The 25,338-nt window shown below is 48.7% G+C and carries 22 protein-coding genes, 8 tRNA genes and 1 rRNA gene (1 of these 31 cut by a window edge); all 31 read left to right on the forward strand.

Going from position 1 to position 25,338, the window contains the following annotated elements; translation table 11 throughout:
- Positions 1–1,896, forward strand: a 23S ribosomal RNA gene (locus tag NSQ68_RS00775); it begins 1,049 nt to the left of the window's first position.
- 130 nt (positions 1,897–2,026) lie between these two features.
- Positions 2,027–2,118: transfer RNA gene (locus NSQ68_RS00780), tRNA-Ser, on the forward strand.
- 31 nt (positions 2,119–2,149) lie between these two features.
- Positions 2,150–2,226, forward strand: a tRNA-Met gene (locus NSQ68_RS00785).
- A 10-nt stretch (positions 2,227–2,236) separates the two neighbouring features.
- Positions 2,237–2,312, forward strand: a tRNA-Val gene (locus NSQ68_RS00790).
- A gap of 4 nt (positions 2,313–2,316) precedes the next feature.
- Positions 2,317–2,392: transfer RNA gene (locus NSQ68_RS00795), tRNA-Thr, on the forward strand.
- Positions 2,393–2,415: 23 nt separating this feature from the next.
- A tRNA-Asp gene (locus tag NSQ68_RS00800) sits at positions 2,416–2,492 on the forward strand.
- A gap of 78 nt (positions 2,493–2,570) precedes the next feature.
- A tRNA-Phe gene (locus NSQ68_RS00805) sits at positions 2,571–2,643 on the forward strand.
- A 9-nt stretch (positions 2,644–2,652) separates the two neighbouring features.
- A tRNA-Tyr gene (locus tag NSQ68_RS00810) sits at positions 2,653–2,738 on the forward strand.
- A 7-nt stretch (positions 2,739–2,745) separates the two neighbouring features.
- Positions 2,746–2,818, forward strand: a tRNA-Lys gene (locus NSQ68_RS00815).
- A gap of 159 nt (positions 2,819–2,977) precedes the next feature.
- Positions 2,978–4,120: a helix-turn-helix domain-containing protein gene (locus tag NSQ68_RS00820; RefSeq protein WP_307353681.1), complete on the forward strand. Its 1,143-nt coding sequence runs from the start codon at positions 2,978–2,980 to the stop codon at positions 4,118–4,120.
- Positions 4,121–4,223: 103 nt separating this feature from the next.
- Entirely contained in the window at positions 4,224–5,348 is a 1,125-nt protein-coding gene (gene ugpC / locus NSQ68_RS00825) for a sn-glycerol-3-phosphate ABC transporter ATP-binding protein UgpC (RefSeq protein ID WP_029519022.1), read from the forward strand.
- A 338-nt stretch (positions 5,349–5,686) separates the two neighbouring features.
- Entirely contained in the window at positions 5,687–6,625 is a 939-nt protein-coding gene (gene hprK / locus NSQ68_RS00830) for an HPr(Ser) kinase/phosphatase (RefSeq protein ID WP_013308232.1), read from the forward strand.
- 43 nt (positions 6,626–6,668) lie between these two features.
- Entirely contained in the window at positions 6,669–7,724 is a 1,056-nt protein-coding gene (gene lgt, locus NSQ68_RS00835; protein ID WP_307353683.1) for a prolipoprotein diacylglyceryl transferase, read from the forward strand.
- On the forward strand, positions 7,721–8,374 hold the full coding sequence (gene ppaX / locus NSQ68_RS00840; RefSeq protein ID WP_250241730.1) for a pyrophosphatase PpaX: 654 nt from the start codon (positions 7,721–7,723) through the stop codon (positions 8,372–8,374). Before lgt ends, ppaX begins: the two co-directional genes overlap by 4 nt.
- Positions 8,371–8,865 (forward strand): acyltransferase, encoded by a 495-nt coding sequence (locus NSQ68_RS00845; RefSeq protein ID WP_307353684.1) that lies wholly within the window; start codon positions 8,371–8,373, stop codon positions 8,863–8,865. The genes ppaX and NSQ68_RS00845 overlap by 4 nt, the downstream gene beginning before the upstream one ends.
- A gap of 146 nt (positions 8,866–9,011) precedes the next feature.
- The gene (locus NSQ68_RS00850) at positions 9,012–10,163 is read left to right on the forward strand and encodes an acyltransferase (protein WP_342427672.1); all 1,152 of its coding nucleotides are present in this window, start codon (positions 9,012–9,014) and stop codon (positions 10,161–10,163) included.
- 345 nt (positions 10,164–10,508) lie between these two features.
- The gene (locus NSQ68_RS00855) at positions 10,509–11,714 is read left to right on the forward strand and encodes an ATP phosphoribosyltransferase regulatory subunit (protein WP_342427673.1); all 1,206 of its coding nucleotides are present in this window, start codon (positions 10,509–10,511) and stop codon (positions 11,712–11,714) included.
- Positions 11,711–12,355: an ATP phosphoribosyltransferase gene (gene hisG / locus NSQ68_RS00860; protein WP_342427674.1), complete on the forward strand. Its 645-nt coding sequence runs from the start codon at positions 11,711–11,713 to the stop codon at positions 12,353–12,355. Before NSQ68_RS00855 ends, hisG begins: the two co-directional genes overlap by 4 nt.
- 70 nt (positions 12,356–12,425) lie before the next feature.
- Positions 12,426–13,739 carry a histidinol dehydrogenase gene (hisD, locus tag NSQ68_RS00865; protein ID WP_342427675.1) on the forward strand — a complete coding sequence of 438 codons (1,314 nt, stop codon included), beginning with the start codon at positions 12,426–12,428 and terminating at the stop codon, positions 13,737–13,739.
- Complete coding sequence (gene hisB / locus NSQ68_RS00870; RefSeq protein WP_029519009.1) at positions 13,723–14,331, forward strand: imidazoleglycerol-phosphate dehydratase HisB; 609 nt, start codon at positions 13,723–13,725, stop codon at positions 14,329–14,331. The genes hisD and hisB overlap by 17 nt, the downstream gene beginning before the upstream one ends.
- A 3-nt stretch (positions 14,332–14,334) precedes the next feature.
- Positions 14,335–14,964 carry an imidazole glycerol phosphate synthase subunit HisH gene (gene hisH / locus NSQ68_RS00875; RefSeq protein WP_342427676.1) on the forward strand — a complete coding sequence of 210 codons (630 nt, stop codon included), beginning with the start codon at positions 14,335–14,337 and terminating at the stop codon, positions 14,962–14,964.
- A 95-nt stretch (positions 14,965–15,059) separates the two neighbouring features.
- The gene (gene hisA / locus NSQ68_RS00880; RefSeq protein ID WP_342427677.1) at positions 15,060–15,791 is read left to right on the forward strand and encodes a 1-(5-phosphoribosyl)-5-[(5-phosphoribosylamino)methylideneamino]imidazole-4-carboxamide isomerase; all 732 of its coding nucleotides are present in this window, start codon (positions 15,060–15,062) and stop codon (positions 15,789–15,791) included.
- A gap of 11 nt (positions 15,792–15,802) precedes the next feature.
- Positions 15,803–16,561: an imidazole glycerol phosphate synthase subunit HisF gene (gene hisF, locus NSQ68_RS00885; protein WP_307353691.1), complete on the forward strand. Its 759-nt coding sequence runs from the start codon at positions 15,803–15,805 to the stop codon at positions 16,559–16,561.
- Entirely contained in the window at positions 16,558–17,298 is a 741-nt protein-coding gene (hisIE, locus tag NSQ68_RS00890; protein WP_342427678.1) for a bifunctional phosphoribosyl-AMP cyclohydrolase/phosphoribosyl-ATP diphosphatase HisIE, read from the forward strand. Before hisF ends, hisIE begins: the two co-directional genes overlap by 4 nt.
- 35 nt (positions 17,299–17,333) lie before the next feature.
- Positions 17,334–18,158, forward strand: coding sequence for a histidinol-phosphatase HisJ (hisJ, locus tag NSQ68_RS00895; RefSeq protein ID WP_342427679.1), 825 nt, complete (start codon positions 17,334–17,336; stop codon positions 18,156–18,158).
- 236 nt (positions 18,159–18,394) lie between these two features.
- Positions 18,395–20,164: a tetratricopeptide repeat protein gene (locus tag NSQ68_RS00900; protein ID WP_342427680.1), complete on the forward strand. Its 1,770-nt coding sequence runs from the start codon at positions 18,395–18,397 to the stop codon at positions 20,162–20,164.
- Between the two features lie 39 nt (positions 20,165–20,203).
- The gene (gene trxB, locus NSQ68_RS00905; protein WP_307353695.1) at positions 20,204–21,157 is read left to right on the forward strand and encodes a thioredoxin-disulfide reductase; all 954 of its coding nucleotides are present in this window, start codon (positions 20,204–20,206) and stop codon (positions 21,155–21,157) included.
- Between the two features lie 291 nt (positions 21,158–21,448).
- Positions 21,449–22,399: an ROK family glucokinase gene (locus tag NSQ68_RS00910; RefSeq protein ID WP_307353696.1), complete on the forward strand. Its 951-nt coding sequence runs from the start codon at positions 21,449–21,451 to the stop codon at positions 22,397–22,399.
- 65 nt (positions 22,400–22,464) lie between these two features.
- Positions 22,465–23,364 carry an RNase adapter RapZ gene (rapZ, locus tag NSQ68_RS00915; protein WP_013308254.1) on the forward strand — a complete coding sequence of 300 codons (900 nt, stop codon included), beginning with the start codon at positions 22,465–22,467 and terminating at the stop codon, positions 23,362–23,364.
- A gap of 12 nt (positions 23,365–23,376) precedes the next feature.
- On the forward strand, positions 23,377–24,363 hold the full coding sequence (locus NSQ68_RS00920; protein WP_023986485.1) for a YvcK family protein: 987 nt from the start codon (positions 23,377–23,379) through the stop codon (positions 24,361–24,363).
- Between the two features lie 5 nt (positions 24,364–24,368).
- Complete coding sequence (gene whiA / locus NSQ68_RS00925) at positions 24,369–25,313, forward strand: DNA-binding protein WhiA (protein WP_341071469.1); 945 nt, start codon at positions 24,369–24,371, stop codon at positions 25,311–25,313.
- Positions 25,314–25,338: the final 25 nt, after the last annotated feature.

Genomic DNA, 25,338 nt, shown 5'->3' on the forward strand with positions numbered 1-25,338 from the left:
CAGCCCAGACCATCAGCTAAGGTCCCCAAGTGTGTGTTAAGTGGGAAAGGATGTGGAGTTGCACAGACAACCAGGATGTTGGCTTAGAAGCAGCCACCATTGAAAGAGTGCGTAATAGCTCACTGGTCGAGTGACTCTGCGCCGAAAATGTAACGGGGCTAAACACACCACCGAAGCTATGGCTTGATGCTTGCATCAGGGGTAGGGGAGCGTTGAATGCGGGTTGAAGGTGTACCGTAAGGAGCGCTGGACTGCATTCAAGTGAGAATGCCGGTATGAGTAACGAAAAGATCTGTGAGAATCAGATCCGCCGAAAGCCTAAGGGTTCCTGAGGAAGGTTCGTCCGCTCAGGGTAAGTCGGGACCTAAGGCGAGGCCGATAGGCGTAGTCGAAGGACAACAGGTCGAAATTCCTGTACCACCGTAATCCGTTATGAGCGATGGGGTGACGCAGTAGGGTAGTGACGCGGACTGATGGATGTCCGTCTAAGCAGTGAGGCTGGTGTGTAGGCAAATCCGCACATCGTAAGGCTGGGCTGTGATGGGGAGCGAAAATTATAGTAGCGAAGGTCATGATCTCAGACTGCCAAGAAAAGCCTCTAGCCAGGAGAAGGTGCCCGTACCGCAAACCGACACAGGTAGGCGAGAAGAGAATTCTAAGGCGCGCGGAAGAACTCTCGTTAAGGAACTCGGCAAAATGACCCCGTAACTTCGGGAGAAGGGGTGCCTCGGTAGGGTGAATAGCCCGAGGGGGCCGCAGTGAAAAGGCCCAAGCGACTGTTTAGCAAAAACACAGGTCTGTGCGAAGCCGCAAGGCGAAGTATACGGGCTGACGCCTGCCCGGTGCTGGAAGGTTAAGGGGAGTGGTAAGCCTTCGGGCGAAGCTATGAACCGAAGCCCCAGTAAACGGCGGCCGTAACTATAACGGTCCTAAGGTAGCGAAATTCCTTGTCAGGTAAATTCTGACCCGCACGAATGGCGTAACGACTTGGGCGCTGTCTCAACGAGAGATCCGGTGAAATTTTAATACCTGTGAAGATGCAGGTTACCCGCGACAAGACGGAAAGACCCCATGGAGCTTTACTGCAGCTTGATATTGAATTTGGGTACGATCTGTACAGGATAGGTGGGAGCCGTTGAGCCTTGAGCGCCAGCTTGAGGGGAGGCATCCTTGGGATACCACCCTGATCGTATCTAGGTTCTAACTTGGTACCGTGATCCGGTACGAGGACAGTGTCAGGTGGGCAGTTTGACTGGGGCGGTCGCCTCCTAAAGAGTAACGGAGGCGCCCCAAGGTTCCCTCAGAATGGTTGGAAATCATTCGAAGAGTGCAAAGGCAGAAGGGAGCTTGACTGCGAGACCTACAAGTCGAGCAGGGACGAAAGTCGGGCTTAGTGATCCGGTGGTACCGCATGGAAGGGCCATCGCTCAACGGATAAAAGCTACCCTGGGGATAACAGGCTTATCTCCCCCAAGAGTCCACATCGACGGGGAGGTTTGGCACCTCGATGTCGGCTCATCGCATCCTGGGGCTGAAGTAGGTCCCAAGGGTTGGGCTGTTCGCCCATTAAAGCGGTACGCGAGCTGGGTTCAGAACGTCGTGAGACAGTTCGGTCCCTATCTGTCGTGGGCGTAGGAAATTTGAGAGGAGCTGTCCTTAGTACGAGAGGACCGGGATGGACGTACCGCTGGTGTACCAGTTGTTCCGCCAGGAGCACCGCTGGGTAGCTATGTACGGAAGGGATAAGCGCTGAAAGCATCTAAGCGTGAAGCCCCCCTCAAGATGAGATTTCCCAATTCGTAAGACCCCTTGAAGACGACGAGGTAGATAGGTTGGGGGTGGAAGTGCAGTAATGCATGGAGCTGACCAATACTAATCGGTCGAGGGCTTATCCTAAAGATAAAACGCAAATGAGTTTCGGATCCAGTTTTCAGGGTGTAACCTTGAAATTGCGCTTGATATTCCAAATCACTTTGTTGAGATACAGAATAACTTGCGGAGTTTTGCTAAGTGAGTCCATTTATATGGAGAGATACCCAAGTGGCTATAAGGGGACCCTCTGCTAAGGGGTTAGACTGCGAAAGTGGTGCGAGGGTTCGAATCCCTCTCTCTCCGCCATTTAGGACAAACTGGCGAAATATTATGTTATGGCGGTGTAGCTCAGCTGGCTAGAGCGTACGGTTCATACCCGTGAGGTCGGGGGTTCGATCCCCTCCGCCGCTACCATACATACCCAGGAGGCTTAGCTCAGCTGGGAGAGCATCTGCCTTACAAGCAGAGGGTCGGGGGTTCGATCCCCTCAGCCTCCACCATTGTGCCGGTGTAGCTCAACTGGTAGAGCAACTGACTTGTAATCAGTAGGTTGGGGGTTCAAGTCCTCTCGCCGGCACCATTTTTGAATTTTGAAAAATCCAGGGAACTGTGGTGTAGAGGCCTAACATGCCTGCCTGTCACGCAGGAGATCGCGGGTTCGAATCCCGTCAGTTCCGCCATTTTTCAATTCAATAGTTTTACCGTACTAAAGTGGGAAGGGGTATCCCTCCGCACTTTATTTTTTTGTTAATGGATATGGCTCGGTAGCTCAGTCGGTAGAGCAGAGGACTGAAAATCCTCGTGTCGGCGGTTCGATTCCGTCCCGAGCCACCTTTATATGGAGGATTAGCGAAGTGGCCAAACGCATCAGACTGTAAATCTGCTCCCTTACGGGTTCGGTGGTTCGAATCCATCATCCTCCACCAGTTTTACGAGCCATTAGCTCAGTTGGTAGAGCACCTGACTTTTAATCAGGGTGTCGAAGGTTCGAGTCCTTCATGGCTCATCAGAAGTCATCAACTATAGGTTGATGGCTTTTTTTGTATTGTTTTAAGCTATGTTTTTATATAGCTTTTTTATTTTACGGTATCGACAGGTTATAATGAGTTCATTATGTTCGCTTAGTGCTTATTCTATATTCTAAAAAAAGTGAAGTGGTGATCGCGTGACTCTGGATACAGAATGGATTCAGCAACAGCTTCAGAATATTATTCAAGCGCCTTTTACCATAGTGCCTTGGTGCCCGGAAATGATGGCAGAGGGAGAGACAGCCGATTCAGTTATTCCGGATAGATCGTTTGTTCGTGACAACAAGTTATATTTTCCATTTCGTGCGTCGGCAGGTGAACTGGCTGCCTTTGTGGTAGAGGCCAGATATTTGACGGATCGAGAACGGAAACTGGTAGAAGCGCTATTGGGGAACATGGAGCAGGTCTGGCAGAACGGTCCACAATTGTCGGACAACCCGGTTTATAGCGAGGAAGAGCGCATGAATCGTTTTGGACAATGGCTTATACAGCAGGCTGCCAATCTAAACAGGGAAGAAGAGGTTCCAGATGAATTGCAGCTTCGTGATTCGCTATCAGCGTGTATGGTTCCGATTTTACTGAATGGCGAGGGAACACAGGAGGGGGCTATTACTTATACGCAGCTTCATCGATTGTTCGCGAGCTATTTTGGAGGGGATGTGTTGCTTACTCCATTGGACGAACATTCTTGGCTGATTATGGCTAAAAAGGAGCTTTTACTAGGAGCGGACGATGAACGGGATAAAGACACTGAGTCTAGGGATGCAGATTTTACAGAATCGTTGGAGGAGGTTCTTACAGCCTTTAGCTTGGGTCTATATGAGCTTATTGCGAATGAGTGGGTGGGTGTATTCCATTTGGCGGTTTCAAAGCCTTCAGTCCCTTTGCAAAGTCTTCCCCAAGAGCTGAATTTGTTATGGGAGACCATACATTTGGGTAAGATTTTTCATGTAACAGAGCACATCCACTTTTCATGGGAGCTTCATTTGGAAAGGCTGTTAAACCGCATTCCCAAGGAACAACGCGTACTATTTTTAGAGCAGGTAATGAAGTCATCTGTCATACTGGAAGACTCAGAAACGATGGCTACATTAGATATCTTTTTTCAACTGGATTGTAATGTGAGTGAGACAGCTAAGCGTCTATATGTGCATCGAAATACGTTGATTTACCGTTTGGACAAGATCAAACAGGAGACTGGATTGGACGTGCGGACGTTTAATGATGCGGTTTTAGTCAAGCTCTATCTTCTATTGTACAAAGTGACAAAAAGGAAATAGCATTTTTGTGCAGTTTGCGAATAGCCATGCTACGGGGACTAGGGTAAGATACAAGTAAGAAATGTATTCGATTTCATAACTTGATCTTAGGGAGGCAAAAGCTATGGCTGGTGTACGTTTAGAGCATATTTTCAAAAAATATCCGGGTGCAGATAAAGCTACGGTTGTTGATGTCAATTTGGACATTCAAGATAAAGAGTTTCTCGTATTGGTTGGTCCTTCCGGTTGTGGTAAATCTACTACGCTCCGCATGATCGCTGGTCTGGAGGAAATTTCAGACGGTAAATTGTACATTGGAGATCGTGTTGTGAACGACGTGGCTCCAAAGGACCGCGATATCGCGATGGTATTCCAATCCTATGCCTTGTATCCGCATATGAATGTATATCAAAACATGGCTTTTGGTCTGAAACTCCGTAAGGTGAAGAAAGAAGAAATTGACAAACGTGTACGTGAAGCGGCTAAAATCCTTGATATTGAGCATCTGCTGGATCGCAAGCCGAAAGCGTTATCAGGTGGTCAACGCCAGCGTGTTGCCTTGGGACGTGCGATTGTGCGTGACCCGCAAGTGTTCTTGATGGATGAGCCACTGTCCAACTTGGATGCCAAGCTGCGTGGTCAGATGCGTGCGGAAATCACGAAACTGGCTAAGCGTCTGGAAACGACTGTTATCTACGTAACCCATGACCAGGTCGAAGCCATGACGATGGGCGATCGGATTGTAGTTATGAAGGATGGTATTATCCAACAAGCTGCATCCCCAGATGAACTGTACAACCGTCCAGTGAATCTGTTCGTAGCTGGTTTTATCGGTTCTCCTACGATGAACTTTATCACAGGTAAGTTGGTTGAAAAAGAAGGTGCATTGCATTTTGCTGCGCCGGGTCTGGATCTGTTCGTACCAGAAGGTAAAGGACAGATTTTAAAAGCGAAGGGCTATATCGGTAAAGAAGTGATCTTGGGTATCCGTCCTGAGGATATTCATGAAGAGCCTGTATTCTTGGAGGCTTCTCCGAATACGATCTTTACATCCACTGTGGACGTAACGGAAAACCTCGGTCATGAAATGCTGTTGTACCTGAGCGGTGCTGGAAATGATACGATTATTGCCCGTGTAGACGGACGCTCCAATACTCGTGATGGTGTCAAAGCGAAGTTGGCTGTTGATATGAACAAGGTTCATATTTTTGATAAGGAATCGGAATTGAGTGTTCTGGTTGGCGAATAAAATTTGCCTCTGGAAGAGAGTCGCAGTTTTCCCCGAGCGGAGAACTGCGACTCTTTTTATATATCGCATACGGCTACTAGCTTCGGCATTGCATTCATTGGAAAATTCCGATACGATGGGTACAATGGACAGGTCTAGATGTAGGATCGTTGGCAGGAGTCCTAGATGGGATCAACCCAGCTGGCGGAATGGAGTTAGCCTGGAACCATAGTGTTAAATCAAGTGGAGTGTGGATTGGCGCAGGATAGACTGGCGTTGGGTTGTATGGTTAATAGAGTAAAGCTACATAAATCAAATGACGTATAGAATCCGGTTTTGCAGATGAAGGGGAGAATACAATGGCTAAACAGGTAAAGGTATCCGAGCTTGTACAGCAGTTTCAAATGGAGGTTATTTCCGGCGAAAAAGGTCTGCGAAGACTGATCACAGTGGACGATTTGAATCGCCCAGGTCTGGAGATGGCCGGGTATTTTGAATATCATACACAAGAGCGGGTACAGCTTCTGGGAAGGTCTGAGTTGGCTTTTCTGGGGATGCTTCCTCCTGAGGAACGGCGGGATCGGATGGAGCGTCTGTGTACAGAGCTGACTCCATGCATTATTATCACACGTGGTCTGGAGGTACCGGCTGAGTTAGTGGAGGCGAGTGCAGAGCGAGATATTCCTGTACTGCGCACTAATATGGCGACGACGATTTTATCAAGCCGCATCACAGGCTTTCTCGAAAGAAAGCTGGCTCCTACAGCGACTATTCATGGTGTACTGTGTGACGTGTATGGCGTGGGAATGCTTATCACAGGAAGTAGTGGAATTGGTAAAAGTGAAACGGCACTGGAACTGGTCAAACGTGGACATCGCTTGGTAGCAGATGACGCGGTAGAAATTCGGCAAACGTCCGATTTTCAGCTGCATGGTACAGCACCTGAGCTGATCCGTCACCTGTTGGAAATTCGCGGCGTGGGCATTATTAATGTGATGACGCTGTTTGGGGCCGGTGCAGTTCGTAATAACAAACGGATTACATTGGTTGTTCGTCTGGAGGCATGGCAGCAGGACAAGCAGTATGACCGTCTGGGTCTTGATGAAGAAACGACACGCATTATTGATACAGATGTTCCACTGGTTACGATTCCAGTTCGTCCGGGCCGTAACTTGGCTGTTATTATCGAGGTGGCGGCGATGAACTATCGTTTGAAACAAATGGGTGTTAATGCAGCCCTGCAATTTACAAACAAGCTGACTGCTACGATTTCTGAAGATATGGAAGAGATGGATTAGGGTTTGTTCGTTTGCAAGGAAGAACGAGGAGTGAGAGAAACATATGTCAACGGCAACATTACTGCTGAATCCGATCGCTTTTTCAATCGGGGCAATCAAGGTCCATTGGTATGGGCTTATTTTGGGGCTGGCGGCGCTTGTGGGTTTATATCTCGCCATCCGTGAAGGAAAAAGATTCGGTATTCCGCAGGACTTTTTTATGGATATGCTGCTTCTGGGTGTTCCCTCAGCTATTATTGGAGCGCGTATTTATTATGTAGCCTTCAAATGGGAAGACTACCGAGATAATCTATGGGATGTTTTTAAAATTTGGAATGGCGGTATTGCGATATACGGTGCCTTGATCGGGGCCATTATATGTGCGGTCATTTATTTCCGGTATAAAGGGTATAACTTCTGGCGTATCGCTGATATTTGTGCGCCAGGCCTACTGATCGGTCAAGCGATTGGACGCTGGGGTAATTTTGTCAATCAGGAAGCCTACGGTGGACCGACGGAAGAGACATTCTTGCGAAATCAGCTCCATCTGCCGGATTTCATTGTGAATCAGATGAATGTTAATGGGGTGTTCCATCACCCTACATTTTTATATGAATCACTGTGGAGTATTGTAGGTGTGATTTTGCTGCTCGTCATTCGTCGTATGAGATTTGTGCGTGCAGGCGAAATGTTTGCATTTTACTTCATTTGGTACTCAATTGGCCGTTTCTTCATCGAGCGTGTACGGACGGACAGTTTGGCTTTTCAGGGACCGGATTGGCTGGCCTCCTTTGTGAATGCTTTGTGGTCTCCTATGGTGTGGCTAGGGTTTGAACCAGGGCATCTGGACCCGAGTTACGGTAATGTACGGATCTCACAATTGCTGCCTATCTTTATTGTTGTAGCTGCCGTGATTTTCATCTTGGTTCGTCGCCGGAAGGGCACATCTGTTGCTCGTTATAGCGATCCGATTATCTCCAGCAAAGCGGGGATTGATCAGGTACCTGACGTGATGCCAGAGCAGGTATCCCGTCCAGGACAAGATGCGGTTCCTCCAACAGCCACGGCGGATAAGCTACCTAAGGAAGACACGGACGAGGACAAGAAGGAGCATCTATGATAAATACGATTTTGTTTGATTTAGACGGCACCATCATGGATACGAATGAACTGATCATCAGCACATTTCTACACATTTTGAATCATCCGGATGCTGATCCGCTGACGCGGGAGCATATTATTCCTCATATGGGTGGAACGCTGGATGATCAACTCCGTACTTTTTCGGGATTAACGGATGTATCTGGGCTAGTTAAGGACTACCGTGCTTATAATCAGATTCATCATGATCAAATGGTGAAGCCATTTCCATATGTCATTGAGGTTATTCAGGAGTTGCGTGCGAGAGGGATTAAACTGGGGGTTGTAACAACCAAAATAAGACCATCCACGATACGTGTACTTAATCTGTTCAATCTGACTTCCTCTATGGACTATATTGTGACGGTAGACGATGTGGAGCATCCCAAGCCACACGCTGAGCCAGTGCTCAAGGCATTGGCAGGCTTGAATGCTGAAGCAGAGCACACATTGATGGTCGGAGACAGTTCTTTTGATATTTTGTCAGCTCAGGCAGCAGGCGTGAAATCGGCAGGCGTAGCTTGGTCGCTCAAGGGTGAGGAAACTCTGCGCGGATATGGGCCAGACTACATGTTGCATGATATGCGGGATTTGCTGAAGCTGGAGCTTCAAGGTGTCAATGTATCGTGAGAAAGGTGAACCGCTATCCTGTAGAAGGTCCCAATGCGTTGTGGCAGATTTATCGGACGGTGAGCCGCTGGAAAGGCATTAAGAACTTTATTTTCATACAGATTGCCCGGTATTGTCCTGTGCTTTCTCTGAAAAACGTCATTTACCGCAGAGTGCTGGGGATGAAGGTGGGGCAACATGCGGCCTTCGGCCTGATGGTGATGGTGGATGTTTTTTTTCCAGAGTATATTACAATAGGGAACAATTCGGTCATTGGGTATAACACGACGATACTAGCTCATGAATACCTCATACATGAATATCGTATCGGTAAAGTGGTGATTGGGGATCATGTGCTGATCGGCGCCAACACAACCATTTTGCCGGGTGTCACCATCGGTGACGGAGCTATCGTAGCGGCCGGAGCGGTCGTGCATAAAGACGTGCCCGCAGGTGCATTTGTGGGTGGCAATCCGTTGCGTGATTTAAGACGCTCTGGTGGGAATGAGTAGTAAATAGCACAATAAGAAAGACCCCTTATGTATTAAGGGGTCTTTCTTATGTTGTTTTTCTGTATAATAAGTGGGGTAATGCATGTTAATTATGTTTAAAAATTGATAACAGACTTATTTGCAAAGCGATATGGGAGCGTGTTGATTTGGTCAAAAAAGAACGTATACCAGAGCTTGATATTTACCGAGGAATATTAATTGCAGCCGTTGTTACCATTCATGCGACTTCAATGGCTTTAATTGATGCGCGTCATTCTCTATTGTTTTATCCTTTTTTATTTTTAAATATGTTTAGTAGCTTTGCAGTGCCGGTATTTATTTTTATGAGCGGGTTTGTTTTATTTTACAATTATGTCGATAGGCCGCTTCGTGGTAAGAATATGCTTATATTTTTCCGAAAAAGACTGATGTTTATTGTATTACCGTACGTTTTGTTTTCTCTTGTGTATTATTTGACCTTGGTAACACGCGGGTTGATGCCGCTCAGTGATCTTCCGCTCGTGCTGTTAACGGGAAAGGCGTACACGCATTTGTATTATGTCATCATCATCATCCAATTTTATTTGGTTTTCCCGCTGTTGTTGTGGGGAGTGCAGCGCTTATGTCATTGGATATCGAGTCCACGAAGAGCGGCCTTTGTCATTTTGACAGTAGGGTTAATCATTCAATGGGGGTTTGTATTGCTGAACAAATACGTTTGGCAAGAGGAAAGAGGAAGTCTTGCGATTACGTATATCAGTTATTTTGCCTTGGGTGCGGCTGTAGCGATTGGATATGAAGGGTTTAAAAAGTGGCTTTTTCCGGTGTTAGGTACAGTAATTAGACGCGGACAGTTGATCAGTTGGTGGGGCTTGTGGGTGGCTTGGCTACTCCTGGGTATAGCATATGTACAAATATGGTTTGTAGCATATCGCGAAGCCATCTATGCAGACTCGCTGATCTATGAACTGCTCCATAATGCATATGCCCTTGTCTCTGCGTTGGTGCTGTTTCAGTTCTCGGTTTTATTATATCGTCATGCTAACGATAGGCTGCGAATGTTAATCAGCTGGCTGGGCTCATGCTCATTCGGCATTTATTTACTTCACCCGGCGTTATTGAGAGTATATCGCAAGCTGGATTTGCATGGAACGCCAGTAGAATATATCTTCTCTGTTGCGGGTGGATGGTTGTTGGCGTTGTTTGGCTCATGGTTGATTGTGACGTTGTGTTTTCGATATGTACCATTTGCGTGGATCGGTTTGGGCACGGTTCCGAAATTTCCTTCCCGGAGTAAAGATGAACAGATGAATAGCTAAATATTTTAATTTGGACTGTTGGCTTAAAGCTGGCAGTCTTTTTTTTAAAAAGTATAGAATTTATAAATTTTCAGTGAAGCTGAACAGCTCTATATGGGCAAGACAAATTACCGTAAGCGCTGATCTTGCTCCGTGAAAGTACGTTGATAGATGTTTTTCGTATAGAATTCATGTATTTTGCATTGGATAAAATATTGAGAGGGGCAGCGGCTTGGCGAATCTGCAAAAAAGGGGTACTCCGTTCGGTTGACGTTCACAAGTAGGGCATGATAATATATCGAATATACTTTAGTTTGTTAGCACTTTACCATGATAAAGATATTGTGAAATCATGAGGTGATAGAGATGTCTAAGCCAAAAGGATTCGAGATCCCTGTAGGGGTTCGAGATTATCTTCCGCGTGCAGTGTCGAAGCTGCGGGCCATTGAACTGAATGTACTCGAATGCATGGAGCGCTGGGGTTACCGCCAGATTATGACGCCTACGATGGAATACTACGATACGGTGGGAGTGGCTAGTTCTACTTCCGATCGAAAGCTGTTTAAATTACTCAATAACCGGGGGACCACGCTGGTGCTGCGATCGGATATGACCGCTCCAATTGCACGGGTGGTATCTTCGTTGCTAAAGGAAGAGGAAGTGCCACTCCGACTTTCCTATCACGCAAATGTATTTCGGGCGATTGAGGAAGAGGCAGGAAGAGAAGCGGAGTTTTTTCAGACGGGTGTGGAGCTGGTGGGCGATGATTCACCTGAGGCTGATGCAGAAGTTGTAGCATTGGCAATTGCATCATTACAGGCAGCAGGGGTGACCTCTTTTAAAATTGCCATGGGACATGTGGGATTCCTGAACGGCTTATTTGAGGAAATCATTCCAGGACGTCAGGCTGAACAACAAGCGCTAAAGGAACTGTTGCTCAGTCGTGATGTGGTGGGCTACCGAACAGCGATTGAAGCTTTGGGCTTGGCTCCTGAACATCGGGATAAGCTGGAAGCTATTCTTCGGTTGCGCGGTGGAAAAGAAATTTGTGACCAGGCTACCCGTCTTAGTGTGGAGCAGCAGACGATTCGATCCATTGCACATTTGTGCGAGGTGTGGGAAGTACTGGAGGCTTACGGCGTATCTGAGCATGTGTTAATAGACCTTACCATGATCGGAGATTTCTCATATTATACTGGAATGACTTTTGAGGGCTATGCGGCGGAGATTGGGTTCCCGGTATGCAACGGGGGTCGCTATGACAATCTGCTTCAGCAGTTTGGTCGATCCGTACCTGCAACGGGATTTGCATTGAAGACAAACCGGATCGTCGATGGTGTGGATGGTATCCAAATGGAGACGAAGCTTCCTGTACTTATCCGTTATGACGAACAGGGACGCCAAGAGGCGTTATCCGCAGCGGCAGAGCTACGCGCAACAGGTCTTACTGTAGTAACAGGGCTCACGGGCGGACCGGAAGATCGACGTCGTGAGCAGCAGGGCCTGTACGCAGAGGTATACAGCTATACAGCCGAAGGAAGACAGCCAGTACAAAGGAGGGAATTGCCATGACGGAAATATTGAAGGTAGCCATGCCAAAGGGACGGATTTATAAGCAGGCTTCCGAGCTATTTCGCCGGGCAGGGGTTCCCATTCCGCTGGATGTGGACGAAACGCGCAAGCTGGTCATCCCACTGCCCGAGCTGGGCATGGAATTTATCATGGCGAAGCCCGTCGATGTTCCTACGTATGTGGAGTATGGAGCGGCGGACATCGGCATTGTGGGCAAGGATGTTTTGTTGGAAGAAAACAAGGATGTGTATGAACTGCTGGATCTCGGGATTGCTCGTTGCCGGATGTCGGTGATTGCTTTACCGGATTGGCAGCCAGGTATTCGTCAGCGGGTCGCTACAAAATATCCGAACGTGGCTTCCCAGTATTTTCGGGAGCAAGGCCAGCAGGTAGAAGTTATTAAGCTGAATGGCTCCATTGAGCTGGCGCCGTTAATTGGTCTGGCAGACCGCATTGTTGATATGGTAGAAACGGGGCAGACCTTGCGGGAGAATGGATTGGTCGAGCAGATCAGCATACTGGATATTACCAGTCGTCTGATTGCCAATCGGGTCAGCTACCGGATGAAAAACAGCTCGATTCAGGCATTGTGTGATCGATTGCATCAGGTGATTCCAAATGCGGTGGTACCCCGGGAGTAAATGAACTAAAGGAATAAGCCAATAGTTAAAGGGGCATTCTGCAAGCTTGCAAGTAAGGGGGAATGGACAAATGAAGATCGTATCAGCCCGTGATTTCAGTCTCCAACGGGAGGTGGATTACGGCACACCTGAGCAAAATGAGGCTGTGCGTACCATTATTCAGTCGGTACGCCAAGAGGGGGATGAGGCTGTCCTGCGGTATACGCAATCGTTTGATGGTGTATCGCTGACAGCAGAGCAACTTCGTGTGACGGAGGAAGAATTGAAGGCGGCATATGACAAGGTAGAGCCTTCTTTTTTACAGGCGATTCGAGAAGCGGCGGATAATATCCGTGCTTTTCACATGAAGCAAAAACGTAATTCGTGGATGGATTTACAGCCAGACGGTAGCTTGCTCGGCCAAATTATCCGACCGTTGAAACGTGTAGGCGTGTATGTTCCGGGTGGTAAAGCAGCCTATCCATCCTCGGTGCTGATGAATGTCATTCCCGCTCAGGTGGCTGGTGTACCGGAGATTGTCATGGTGACACCCCCGGCGACAGGTGGCAAGGCAGGGATAGATCCATATACACTGGTAGCTGCGGCAGAGGCTGGTGTAACGGAAATATATAGGGTTGGCGGAGCGCAGGCGATTGCTTCTCTCGCTTACGGAACACATAGCATTGAACCAGTCGATAAAATTTGCGGTCCAGGTAACATTTATGTAGCGCTGGCGAAGCGCGAGGTGTACGGCGCGGTGGATATCGACAGTATAGCGGGACCAAGTGAAATTGTCGTGTTGGCTGACGACACGGCGAATGCCTCATATGTAGCGGCTGACCTGCTTTCACAGGCGGAACATGACGAGATGGCCTCAGCCATACTGGTTACGCCCTCGCAACGCTTGGCCGAAGAAGTATCAGCTGAAGTACAGCGCCAATTGGCAGAACTACCGCGTAGAGATATTGCTGCTGCATCGGTGGAGGCATACGGGGCTATCATTGTCGTCGACACTTTGGAAGAGGGAATCCATATTGTAAACCGACTGGCACCAGAACATTTGGAAATTATGACAGAGCAGCCGATGGAGCATGTGGGTCTGATCGAAAATGCGGGAGCTATTTTCCTGGGAGCGTACAGCTCGGAGCCAGTAGGCGATTATTTTGCCGGACCTAACCACATTATTCCGACGAATGGAACGGCACGGTTTTCTTCGCCAGTGGATATTGATGATTTTATTAAGAAGTCGAGTATGATCTATTACAGCAAGGAAGCGCTGCTGCGTAATGGAGAGACGATTATGCAGCTTGCCCGCCATGAAGGACTGGAAGGTCACGCACGGGCGATACAAGTTCGATTGGACAATGAAAAGAAGGCGGTGGATGGCGATGGGGAACGAAAATAACGTAGCAGGACGTACAGGCAGCGTCAGCCGAAAGACGAACGAAACGGATATTCAGCTATCCTTTGCAGTAGACGGCACAGGGCAAGCTGAGATTGAAACGGATGTTCCTTTTCTGAATCACATGCTGGATTTGTTCACCAAGCACGGACACTTTGACCTGAATGTACAGGCCAGAGGGGATGTGGATATCGACGATCATCATACCGTAGAGGATATTGGTATTTGTCTGGGGCAAACCTTGCTGGAAGCATTGGGTGATAAAAAAGGAATCAAGCGCTATGCCAGCGTCTTTGTACCAATGGATGAGGCGCTCGCACAGGTTGTCATTGATCTGAGTAACCGGCCCCATTTCGAGTATCGTGCGGAGTATCCATCACAGCAGGTAGGGAGCTTTTCGACAGAGCTGGTGCATGAGTTTCTGTGGAAATTTGCGTTGGAGGCTCGCATGACGCTACACGTCATCGTTCACTACGGGCAAAATACCCACCATATGATTGAGGCGGTGTTCAAAGCGCTGGGACGTGCACTGGATGAAGCGACATCCATTGATCCGCGGGTGACGGGAGTGCCTTCAACGAAGGGAGTGCTGTAACCCATGTCCATTGCCATTGTGGATTACGGCAGAGGCAATCTGCATAGTGTGAGCAAGGCAGTTGAGCGTCTCGGCTATGAGGCTGTAGTAACGGGAGATGCCCAAGTGATTCGTTCCTCCAGCGGTGTGATTTTGCCGGGTGTAGGAGCATTCGGGGACGCTATGAAGCATTTACGTTCCAGCGGATTGGATCGGGTGATTCAGGAGGTTGCAAGCGCTGGACAACCACTGCTCGGTGTTTGTCTAGGAATGCAACTACTGTTCACTCGTGGTGAAGAATACGGCAGTCACGAAGGGCTTAGTATTTTACCAGGCGAGGTTGTTCGGTTTGCTCCTGATCTGGGGGTTAAAGTGCCCCATATGGGCTGGAATCGTCTGCGAATGACTCAGCCGGATCACCCGTTGTTACAGGGCTTGGAGGAGGGACACGTGTATTTTGTGCATTCCTATCATGCGAAGCCGGAGGCCGAAAGTGACCTGCTCGCGGTGACCGACTACGGTGGGCCCGTAACGGCTATCGTGGGCAGAGACCATGTATATGGCATGCAGTTCCACCCAGAGAAAAGCGGGGAAATGGGGATGCGGCTGCTTCGACAGTTTTTGGAACTGGCGGAAGCGGAAAGGCGAGCGTAATGATTCGTGTGTCTGCAGTTGATGGTACGCCAACTTTGGTCGTTGATGGATGTAAAGGCATATAGATGTTGAATAGCTCACAAGGGGGTCATACTTTGTTCACGATATACCCGGCGATTGATATTCGCGATGGCAAATGTGTACGACTGGTACAAGGAGATTATAACCAGGAGACGATATACAACGAAAACCCGGTGGAGGTTGCCCAAGAATGGGAGCGTATGGGCGGCTCCTACATTCACTTGGTTGATTTGGACGGTGCTAAAGCAGGTCAACCGGTGAACGATGAGCTCATTGGGCGCATCGCTTCTGCGGTGCAAGTGCCTGTACAAGTGGGTGGCGGCTTGCGTACGCGTGAACATGTGGAGCGGCTGTTGTCGCTGGGCGTGAGCCGTGTGATCTTGGGTACGGCAGCGATTGAGGACCGTGCTTTTACGGAAGCGGTATTGGGTACCTACGGTGATCGGATCGCCATTGGTCTGGATGCACGGAATGGCTATGTGGCCACGCGCGGATGGCTTGAAACCTCGGAGGTTCGAGCGGACGAATTGGCTGCTGAGTTGACCTCCAAGGGAGCTGAAACGTTCATTTTTACAGACATTTCCCGCGACGGAATGATGCAAGGCCCGAATGTCGAGGCGATCGTAGCGCTTGCGAAAAGCAGTGGTCGAACCGTGATCGCTTCCGGCGGTGTCAGCAAAATGGAAGATCTAATCACGCTGAGCACCTATGCGAAAGAGGGAGTAGGCGGTGCTATTGTGGGTAAAGCATTGTATACAGGGAGCATTGATTTACAGGTTGCCGTACAAGCTGTAGCAAAGACATAGGGGGAGTAGGAATGCTGGCTAAACGTATTATTCCCTGCTTGGATGTAAAGGATGGCAGGGTGGTTAAGGGCGTTAATTTTGTGAACTTACGCGATGCAGGTGATCCGGTGGAATTGGCGGCGCTTTATGACCGGGAAGGGGCGGATGAAATCGTATTTCTGGATATTTCTGCTTCAGTTGAAGGGCGTGCCACCATGGAAGAAGTAGTTCGTCAGACAGCCGGGGAGATAGCCATTCCTTTCACCGTAGGTGGCGGGATTTCTCATGTCGATGATATGAAACGCATTTTGCGTGCCGGGGCTGATAAAATCGGCGTAAATACGGCGGCTGTCCGTAACCCTCAGCTGATTGCGGAGGGTGCGCGCAGCTTTGGCTCACAATGTATCGTTGTTGCCATTGATGCCAAGTACAACGAGGCGTGGGGCGAGTGGGAAGTATATACGCACGGAGGCCGCACGCCATCTGGTATCCGCGCCTTGGCTTGGGCCAAGGAAGCTGAACAGTTGGGAGCCGGTGAGATTCTGCTGACCAGCATGAATGCGGACGGAACCAAGGACGGCTTTGACCTGCCGCTGACTTCCGCAATATCGGATACCGTCGGGATTCCAGTTATCGCTTCGGGCGGAGCAGGCAAACAGGAGCATTTCTATGACGTGTTTACGGCGGGTAAAGCGGATGCTGGATTAGCAGCAACGATTTTTCACTATAAAGAAATAGGAATCCCTGAGCTAAAACGGGATTTGAAGCGCAGAGGAGTGGAGATACGATGAGCAACGAATTGAACCAACAGCTATCTCTGGAGCAGATACTGGATAATGTCCGCTGGAATGAGGCGGGTCTTGTCTCGGCGATTGTGCAGGATGATGCTACGCTTCAGGTGCTTACGCTGGCCTACATGAACCGCGAGTCGCTGAAACTGTCTTTGGAGTCGGGAGAGACCTGGTTCTGGTCTCGTTCCAGACAGGAGCTGTGGCACAAGGGAGCTACTTCGGGGAATACGCAAAAAATCACTTCCATCCAGCTGGATTGTGACGGTGATGCTCTGTTGGTACGTGTCATTCCGAGCGGTCCGGCCTGTCATACAGGCGCAACGAGTTGCTTTTCTCGTGATATTTCCGTGCCAGGAACAGCTGTAGCACCTCTTGCAGGAAATGCAGGAGACCACACGTTGGTAAATGAAACTGATGATATTTCCAGTGCTTCAGCAGATCGCTTTGAGGTGCTTGCCCGGCTGGAGGCGATTATTAAGGAGCGCGAAGAGACACGTCCTGAAGGGGCCTATACGACTTATCTTTTTGATAAAGGTGTAGACAAAATCCTGAAAAAGGTTGGCGAAGAAGCATCCGAGACCATCATTGCCGCCAAAAATAAAGATAATGATGAACTGCGCCTGGAGGTTAGCGACCTGATTTATCACCTGCTGGTGCTGTTGCAGGAGCGCAAGCTACCGCTTGATCACGTGCTGGCTGAGCTGAATCGCCGTCATGAACGGCCTCGTCGTGATTAGTACGGTTTGTTGTAGTGTTGAAAGGGGAAGGGCCCATGAAAATTGACTATCATACGCATCACGCCCGCTGCGGGCATGCTATAGGGAGTCTGGAAGAGTATGTACAGCAGGGAATTCGGCTGGGGCTGGATCAGCTCGGCTTGTCTGATCACATGCCACTACTGCATGTAAAACCGGCTGACTATTACCCTGAAATGGCGATGTCTATGGAGGAGCTGCCCCGATATGTGGAAGAATGTTTGGAACTGAAGGAACGTTTTAAAGGGCAAATTGATATTCGTGTTGGCTTGGAAGGAGACTACATCGAGGGCTGGGAACGAGAAATCGAAGACATCATCACCGCGTATCCCTGGGATTATGTGATTGGTTCCGTCCATTTTCTCGGTGAATGGGATGTCACGGACTTCCGTCAGGTACACCATTGGGAAGGCAAAAATGTGCTTGAGGTGTACCGCACGTATTATGATGCGGTTTCCAAGGCAGCAGCAACCGGTTTTTATGACATCATGGGGCATTTGGATGTCATCAAGCGCTTCGGCTATCATCCGAAGCCGGAGGAAATGGAGGAGCTGCGTGAACTGGAGCGCTCCGCACTCTCAGCCGTTGCCCGCAGCGGTCGGGCGATGGAACTGAATGCATCAGGGCTTTCGAAGCCCTGTGCCGAGATGTTCCCGAGTCGCCGCATGCTGGAAGAAGCTTTTTCGCTAGGCATCCCGCTGACCGTAGGATCGGATGCTCATGATCCGGCGAAACTGTCCGAGCACTTGGAGAAGGCACGCGCGCTTCTATATGAAGTCGGCTATCGCGAGCTTGCCGTATTTCAGCATCGCGAGCGCTCGCTGGTGCCGCTGACGCTTTAATTATTACGTTTATTGGGTCTAAGTATCATATCCAGTGGCTAGCCGAACGCTCCCTATTTATACAGGGAAAAAGCGCTCGGCTATTTAGTGTATTCTTGTATATATATCTATCGTATACGTTCATATATCCGTTTTTTGGAATGAGGTAGGATCGACTGTCAAGTCGTTTTGAAGTTGTGGTATACTGAAGGGTATGAACATGTCAGTTACTTTTAAAGGAGGTGCCTTGGTTATTTATGAAAGGGAAACATCTGCGAGTATCGGAACCTAGCCCTAAAATTATTGCTTTGCGTTTCGACGCATCTTTCTTTTTTGAGAAAGCTGTGCGCTCGCTTGATCGCAATCATTATGACAAGGCATTGAAATATTTTCGCAAAGCCGTTGAATATGAACCGGATAATCCGGTGAATCATTGCAATATGGCGGGTATATTATCAGAGATGGGGGATTATGCAGGTTCGAATGAGATCCTGTCCTCTGTTCTGAGTGACGTAGACTCGTCGATGACAGAGTGTTATTTCTATATGGCGAATAATTACGCTAATATGGAGCAGTTTGAAGAAGCGGAGAAAGCATTGGTCACGTACCTGGAGGAGGACGAAGAAGGCCAGTTTCTTGATGAAGCGGAGGAAATGATGGAGCTGCTCTATTATGAGCTGGACCGTCCAACGAAGCTGAACCGCATTAAGGCCCGGCAGGGAGTAGTAGAGCATGATCAGGCTCGTGTCCTGCTGGAGGAGGGGAAATTTGCCCAGGCAGCCCAGTTGCTCAAGCAAATTTCAGAGGAACAACCAGATATGTTCGCTGCGCGAAATAATCTGGCGTTAGCGTATTACTACATGGGATTGTTCCAAAATGCTAAGGCTACCATTATTCAAGTGTTGGAGGATGAGCCGGGTAATTTACACGCATTGTGCAACTTGGCGATCTTTTATCAGCACGAGGGCGGCGGCCCGGAATTGGATCGTCTGGTGCAGACTTTGGCGGTTACTATACCGTTTCAGGAGGAGCAGGTATTCAAGCTGGCGACCACCATGGGGATTCTCGGACGCCATGAGGAGGCCTACAGACATTTCCGCAGGTTGCTTCATGGCGATGGAGAGAACAATGCGGACGCTTCTTTGTACCATTACACGGCGGTAGCTGCCAGCAATACGGGAAGATATGCGGAAGCACGGCGGTTGTGGAGTCATTTGCAAAAGCAGGATACTTCCTCGGAAGTTCCGCGGTTTTTCCTGTCCCGACTGGAGGAACTCCAGCAGGAGGGTACACCGCTGCAAGTGCTCAGCTATCATTATCATCTCCCGTTTGAGGAGCAATTCCGCATGTGGGAGAAGTTTGGTGCTGACCAGGTACCTGACAGCATGAAGAAGGACCCGCTAATCCGGTCATCCTTCTTCTGGGCCTTGCGCCACGGGGACCGGGCGACTCAGCTTCAGGTCATTCAGGCGTTAAGCTTGATCGGTGATGATGAGGTGCGTCAGGCACTGGAGTCCTTCGTAGAAGACCCGGACCAGGAGGATGAGCTGAAACGCCGTGCCTTGCAAGTATTGCAAGAGCTGGCGGAGCAGGGTGAGCAGAAAATGTACCCGGAAACGGAACGTTCTGATCAGTTGGAGGTTGAGAACGATCCACATACAATTGAAGGTGATGTATCTGCTCCCCCGGTCGATCCACAATGGCAGGCCGTGCTGGATAAGGTACTGACCGTCATGAGCAAGCCATCCGATCCGGTCATGCAGCACGACTTGAGATCGCTGTGGCTGGAGTATTTGGATCGGCTTGCCCCGGAAGTTCCGATGGTTCAGCATACTGAGGGATGGGCAGCGGCGCTGGAATATTTGACAGCCAAAATGCATCATCATTCAGTTACCTATCAGGAAGTAGCCGATCGCTATGGTATTTCCGTATCGACCGTAAGCCGCTATGCACGCCAGATTGACAGCGTGTGTGGTATCAAACAGAAGCTGAAGCAGCCGCTCTCCACGTTTAAAAAGCAGGTCTGAGACCTGCTCCAAACATCACTTAAAGGAGGCAACAAACGTATGTATAAATCCATAATTATTGGTACAGGTCCTGCAGGCTACACAGCGGCTATTTATTTGGCACGTGCTAACATGAATCCGCTGATCATTGAAGGGATGCAGCCCGGTGGGCAGCTTACTACAACGACCGAAATTGAAAATTTCCCGGGTTTTGAGCAAGGTATCCTCGGGCCTGAACTGATGGATAATATGCGCAAGCAGGCTGAACGTTTTGGCGCTGAATTTACTTCCGGTTGGGTAGAGGAAGTGGATTTTAGCAAACGTCCTTTTAAAGTGAAGGTAGAGGGTAAAGGCATCATTGAGGCGGAGTCGGTCATTATTGCTACAGGTGCGTCCGCCAAATATCTCGGCATTCCGGGTGAGCAGGACAATGTAGGTCGCGGAGTCAGCACGTGCGCAACTTGCGATGGCTTCTTTTTCCGCGGGAAAAAGATTGTCGTGGTTGGCGGTGGCGATTCAGCGATGGAGGAAGCGAGCTTCTTGACCCGTTTTGCTTCCAGCGTAACCTTGGTCCATCGTCGCGATGAGTTGCGGGCATCCAAAATTATGCAAGATCGCGCTCGTGAGAATGAAAAAGTACATTGGGCATTAAACCGGACTCCTCTGGAAGTTGTGACGGGAGAATCTGGTTTAAAGGGTTTGAAGGTACACAATAATGAGACCAATCAGGATGAGCTGATTGAGGTTGATGGCGTGTTCGTAGCCATCGGGCACACACCGAACACAGGTTTCCTGAACGGACAAATTAATACCGATGAACACGGCTATATTGTAGTGAAGCCAGGCACTACGGAAACGAACATCCCCGGAGTTTTTGCCTGTGGGGACGTACAGGATAACCGTTACCGTCAAGCTATTACGGCTGCGGGAACGGGCTGTATGGCGGCTATGGACTGCGAGAAGTATCTCGAAGGCAGTGCTGTTCACGACTGGAGCGAAACACTGGATCAATAAAAGAGTGTCTACAGCACACCAAAAGGCGAACGGGGCGGCGAAGGAAACCTCTGTTATGCCACATCTTTTGTTCAGAAAGAGAAAGCCTGCTGCGTTTGCACAGGCTTTCTCCTTTTTATGGGTGCATAAGGTTAAAAGTTCCTCTAATCGTACACTTTTCAACAAGGAAGTGTCCTTGACCGTAACGGGGGCTTCAATTATAGTTGGAACGTAGGATTACTATTATGAAGTAGGATTATAAGCATATATTTCATACCAGGTTTTTAAGTAAACATAAAGGTGGCTTGGAACATGTCTGAAAGTATCTATGTGGGTGTCGATTTGGGCGGTACAGCGATTAAAGTAGGCATTTGTAATGAGAACGGACAGCTTTTGCACACATACGAGGGACCAACCGAAACCGATAAAGGTGTAGACGTTGTCATCAGTAATATCGAAAAATATGTGCGGCACATTGTTGAGGAATCTCCTTATGAGTGGGATCAACTCAAGGGTGTCGGTGCGGGCGTTGCAGGTTTTACGAATGTTCGTGATGGTATTATTGTCCTCGCTCCTAATATTGGCTTTCGTGACGTACCAATCCGTGCGCTCCTAGAGAACCGGATTGGCAAGCCTGTGAAAATAGACAATGATGCGAATGTTGCTGCGCTAGGTGAGGCCTGGGCTGGTGCAGGCAAAGGCATCGAAAATTGCGTATGCTATACCCTGGGAACAGGAGTAGGTGGCGGTATTATTATAAACGGTAGAATATACCAAGGTTCTTCAGGCATGGCCGGGGAAATTGGTCATATCAGTGTCGTACCTGATCTGGAGGCAATTCAGTGTGGATGCGGCAAAATGGGTTGCTTGGAAACTGTATCTTCTGCAACAGGCATCATTCGCATGGCCAAGGATGCTGTGGAACGTGGCGATCGGACCTCTCTGGCGCTGGAGGATCACATTGCCGCCAAGGAAGTATTTGATGCTGCTAAAGCCGGGGATGAAGTCGCGCTGCGTATCGTGAACCGGGCTGCCTTTTATTTGGGGAAATCCATGGCAGCGGTTGCCGCTGTGCTTAATCCAGAGTTGTTTATTATAGGCGGCGGTGTTTCTAAAGCAGGCGACTTTTTGTTTGAAGAGATGCGTCGCGTATACGCCAAGCTGGCACCTGAACCGCTTCAAAAAGGTGTATATATCGTACCAGCGGTGTTAGGCAATGACGCGGGTATCGTAGGGGCTGCAGGGTTGCTGCTACGCTCCTGACCACAGGTTACTGATAATACGGGTACTGGCATAGAGCGAAGAAGCAAAAGGAGAGGGAAGTCCATATGACAGATAACCTAAAAAATGCTGCGCCGTGGGCAACGCTCATTATTATTACGGGGATGTCAGGCGCAGGGAAGACCATTGCGGTTCAGAGCCTGGAAGACTTGGGCTTCTTCTGCGTTGATAATTTGCCTCCTGTACTGATTCCCAAATTTGCCGAGTTGATTGAGCAGTCTAATGGTAAAATAGGCAAGGTGGCACTCGTCATTGATTTACGCGGACGAGAATTTTTCACTGCCTTGTCTGAATCGTTGAATTATATTAAAGATCATTTTACGATTCATTGTGAAATTTTATTCTTAAATGCGAATGACGGCGTTCTCGTACAGCGGTATAAGGAAAGCCGCAGACGTCATCCGCTGGCTCCAGATGGCATGCCTTTGGATGGGATTCGGTTGGAGCGCAAGATGTTGGAAGAACTAAAAAGCTCGGCTACACAGGTTATTGACACAAGTGTGATGAAGCCTGCAACTTTAAAGGCAAGGATTATTTCACGATTTTCTCATCTGGAGAGCAGTATGCTTTCCGTGAACATTACTTCTTTTGGCTTCAAGTATGGTATTCCCATTGATGCCGATCTTATATTCGATGTGCGCTTCCTGCCTAATCCCCACTATGTGGACCAACTACGTCCCCACACGGGCCAGGATAGCGATGTATATGATTATGTCATGAAATGGCCCGAAACTCAGGCATTCTTGACCAAGTTGCTGGATATGTTACACTTTTTGATTCCGCAATATCGCAAAGAAGGCAAAAGCCAGGTCATTATCGGCATTGGCTGTACTGGCGGTAAGCATCGTTCTGTTGCAATATCGGAGTATTTAGGAAAAATGCTGGGTGCCAGCGAGACAGAATCTGTTTCTGTTTCGCATCGGGATGCTGATCGGGACCGGCATTAATGAGGTGAAATCATGAAAGAGACCGGATCACAACGGGAGCGCCCACGTATAGTTGTTATGGGCGGCGGAACCGGCTTGTCCGTCATGCTGAGGGGCTTAAAGCAAAAGCCGCTGGATATTACGGCTATTGTTACAGTCGCTGACGATGGCGGAAGCTCCGGGATTTTGCGCAGTGAGCTGCAGATGCCCCCTCCAGGGGATATTCGCAATGTGCTGACTGCCTTGGCTGACGTGGAACCAGTGATGTCAGATATGCTGAAATACCGTTTCGGTGCGGGATCAGGATTGTCAGGCCATAGTCTGGGTAATCTGATTTTAGCGGCGATGACCGATATATCGGGAGATTTTGTAACGGCGGTGCGTGAGCTTAGCCGTGTATTTGCTGTCCGGGGACGTGTGCTGCCAGCAGCCGAGGAAGGCGTTGTGCTAAGCGCCGAAATGGAGGATGGCACGGTGATTACCGGAGAGTCCAAGATCCCGGAAGCGGGCGGACGAATCAAACGCGTCTTTCTTGAACCGACTCACGTGGAGCCGTTGCCTGAGGCTGTAGAGGCCATTAATGAAGCTGATGCGATTTTGATTGGCCCCGGCAGTCTATATACCAGCATATTACCGAATTTGCTTGTACCTAAACTCGCTGAAGCTGTAGTAAAATCAGACGCTATCAAAATATTTGTCTGTAACGTTATGACCCAGCCTGGTGAAACCGATGGCTATACAGTAGGAGACCACCTGCAAGCTATTTTTGAGCATGTAGGGCATCATCTCTTCGACTATGTCATTGTAAATAACGGAGAAATTCCACCCCAAGTACAGGAAATGTATGCCGAGCAGGGAGCCAAGCCAGTTCAAGTAGACATGGGCGAGCTGACCGACCGGGGATATAAAGTGGTGGCAGATACATTAGTTCTGTTCCGCACCTATTTACGGCATGATGCCGACAAATTGAGCCAGCATATTTACCAATTGGTACAAAACTGGATATTAAGAAGGAGGTGAGTCCCTTGTCCTTTGCGGCACAAACGAAAAAAGAGCTTACGATGATTGAAAGCCAGTCCTGCTGTGAGAAAGCGGAACTATCTGCGCTCATACGTATGCTCGGATCCGTACAACTGTCGAATAAAAGGGTGATATTGGACGTGTCCACAGAAAATGCCGCGATTGCAAGGCGGATTTACTCCTTGATCAAGAAGCATTTTCAACTTCATATCGAACTGCTTGTACGGAAAAAAATGCGTTTGAAAAAAAATAATGTGTACATTGTCCGTATTCCTAATGGTGTGCAACAACTGCTAAAGGATCTTTATATCGTCTCAGAAGGTTTCTTGTTCACTGACGGGATTAATCGGGATATTGTTCGGAAAAACTGTTGTAAGAGGGCTTATTTACGGGGCGCTTTTATGGCAGGTGGCTCTGTCAACAATCCTGAAGGATCGTCTTACCACCTTGAAATTTCTTCGATGTATGAGGAGCATTGTCAAGCACTCGTTGATCTTGCGAATGAGTTTCATCTAAATGCTCGCTGTATTGAGCGAAAAAAAGGTTTTATTCTCTACATCAAGGAAGGCGAGAAGATCATTGAGCTGCTTAGCATCATTGGGGCGCATCAAGCCTTGTTCAAATTTGAAGATGTACGTATTATGCGCGATATGCGCAATTCCGTGAATCGTATTGTTAATTGTGAAACGGCTAATTTGAACAAGACAATCGGAGCTGCTGTCCGGCAAATTGAGAATATTAAGTTGCTGGAGAGAGAAGTTGGCTTGGAGACCTTGCCGGATAAACTGCGTGAAGTGGCAGAAGTTCGGCTCGCTCATCCCGATTTGAATTTGAAAGAAGTCGGGGAAATGCTCAAAGGGGTCGTGAGTAAATCGGGTGTAAATCATCGACTTCGCAAAATTGATGAGATGGCTGACAAAATCAGGGGCGAAAATGGCCTGATTCCGTAAAAAGAATGTCGGTGGGGCTTTCAGC

Origin of the sequence: Paenibacillus sp. FSL L8-0158 (assembly GCF_038592965.1) — a bacterium.
GTDB classification, from domain to species: domain Bacteria; phylum Bacillota; class Bacilli; order Paenibacillales; family Paenibacillaceae; genus Paenibacillus; species Paenibacillus polymyxa_D.

Excerpts from the sequence above, each read along its gene's own strand:
- ugpC (WP_029519022.1), top strand. The coding sequence starts at position 4,224 with ATGGCTGGTGTACGTTTAGAGCATATTTTCAAAAAATATCCGGGTGCA.
- hprK (WP_013308232.1), top strand. The coding sequence starts at position 5,687 with ATGGCTAAACAGGTAAAGGTATCCGAGCTTGTACAGCAGTTTCAAATG.
- lgt (WP_307353683.1), top strand. The coding sequence starts at position 6,669 with ATGTCAACGGCAACATTACTGCTGAATCCGATCGCTTTTTCAATCGGG.
- ppaX (WP_250241730.1), top strand. The coding sequence starts at position 7,721 with ATGATAAATACGATTTTGTTTGATTTAGACGGCACCATCATGGATACG.
- NSQ68_RS00855 (WP_342427673.1), top strand. The coding sequence starts at position 10,509 with ATGTCTAAGCCAAAAGGATTCGAGATCCCTGTAGGGGTTCGAGATTAT.
- hisG (WP_342427674.1), top strand. The coding sequence starts at position 11,711 with ATGACGGAAATATTGAAGGTAGCCATGCCAAAGGGACGGATTTATAAG.
- hisD (WP_342427675.1), top strand. The coding sequence starts at position 12,426 with ATGAAGATCGTATCAGCCCGTGATTTCAGTCTCCAACGGGAGGTGGAT.
- hisB (WP_029519009.1), top strand. The coding sequence starts at position 13,723 with ATGGGGAACGAAAATAACGTAGCAGGACGTACAGGCAGCGTCAGCCGA.
- hisH (WP_342427676.1), top strand. The coding sequence starts at position 14,335 with ATGTCCATTGCCATTGTGGATTACGGCAGAGGCAATCTGCATAGTGTG.
- hisF (WP_307353691.1), top strand. The coding sequence starts at position 15,803 with ATGCTGGCTAAACGTATTATTCCCTGCTTGGATGTAAAGGATGGCAGG.
- hisIE (WP_342427678.1), top strand. The coding sequence starts at position 16,558 with ATGAGCAACGAATTGAACCAACAGCTATCTCTGGAGCAGATACTGGAT.
- hisJ (WP_342427679.1), top strand. The coding sequence starts at position 17,334 with ATGAAAATTGACTATCATACGCATCACGCCCGCTGCGGGCATGCTATA.
- NSQ68_RS00900 (WP_342427680.1), top strand. The coding sequence starts at position 18,395 with ATGAAAGGGAAACATCTGCGAGTATCGGAACCTAGCCCTAAAATTATT.
- trxB (WP_307353695.1), top strand. The coding sequence starts at position 20,204 with ATGTATAAATCCATAATTATTGGTACAGGTCCTGCAGGCTACACAGCG.
- NSQ68_RS00910 (WP_307353696.1), top strand. The coding sequence starts at position 21,449 with ATGTCTGAAAGTATCTATGTGGGTGTCGATTTGGGCGGTACAGCGATT.
- rapZ (WP_013308254.1), top strand. The coding sequence starts at position 22,465 with ATGACAGATAACCTAAAAAATGCTGCGCCGTGGGCAACGCTCATTATT.
- NSQ68_RS00920 (WP_023986485.1), top strand. The coding sequence starts at position 23,377 with ATGAAAGAGACCGGATCACAACGGGAGCGCCCACGTATAGTTGTTATG.